Below are 811 nucleotides of genomic sequence, written 5' to 3'. Positions count from 1 at the left end.
ACAAGGCTGACTTGTTGGCTGAAGACTGTGGTGGTGCAGGTTCAGAAGAATACAACGAGATGCTTGAATTGGTTGAAATGGAAATTCGTGAGTTGCTAGACACTTATGAGTTCCCAGGTGATGATACGCCAATTATCGCAGGTTCTGCTTTGATGGCATTGAACGGCGAAGATGATAACGAGCTAGGTACAACTGCTGTTAAGAAGTTGGTTGAGTCGCTAGATTCTTATATTCCAGAGCCAGAGCGTGCTGTAGATCAGCCATTCCTAATGCCTGTTGAGGACGTGTTCTCAATCTCAGGTCGTGGTACGGTTGTAACGGGTCGTGTTGAGCGTGGTATCATCAAAGTTGGTGAAGAAATCGAGATTGTTGGTATCAAGGAAACTCAAACCACTACTTGTACTGGTGTTGAGATGTTCCGTAAGCTTCTAGACGAAGGTCGTGCGGGTGAGAACGTTGGTGTTCTTCTGCGTGGTACTAAGCGTGACGAAGTTGAGCGTGGTCAGGTTCTATGTGTGCCTGGTTCTGTTAAGCCTCACACTAAGTTTGAAGCTGAAGTATATATCTTGGGTAAAGATGAAGGTGGTCGTCATACGCCATTCTTCCAAGGTTACCGTCCACAGTTCTACTTCCGTACGACTGATGTGACAGGTGCTTGTGAGTTGCCTGAAGGTGTTGAAATGGTAATGCCTGGTGATAACGTACAGTTAACAGCTACTTTGATCGCGCCAATCGCGATGGAAGAAGGTCTACGCTTCGCGATTCGTGAAGGTGGTCGTACTGTAGGTGCGGGTGTTGTAGCTAAGATTGT

At 46.7% G+C, this 811-nt stretch carries 1 protein-coding gene; it reads left to right on the top strand.

The genetic code is table 11. From position 1 onward, the window contains the following. The coding region (locus A3757_RS03145; RefSeq protein ID WP_068739155.1) for an elongation factor Tu at nucleotides 1–811 on the top strand (811 nt) is incomplete at both ends.

The organism is Oleiphilus sp. HI0117, assembly GCF_001635235.1.
The sequence above is the reverse complement of the archived record's forward strand: the minus strand, read 5'-3'. Positions and strand labels throughout refer to the sequence as shown.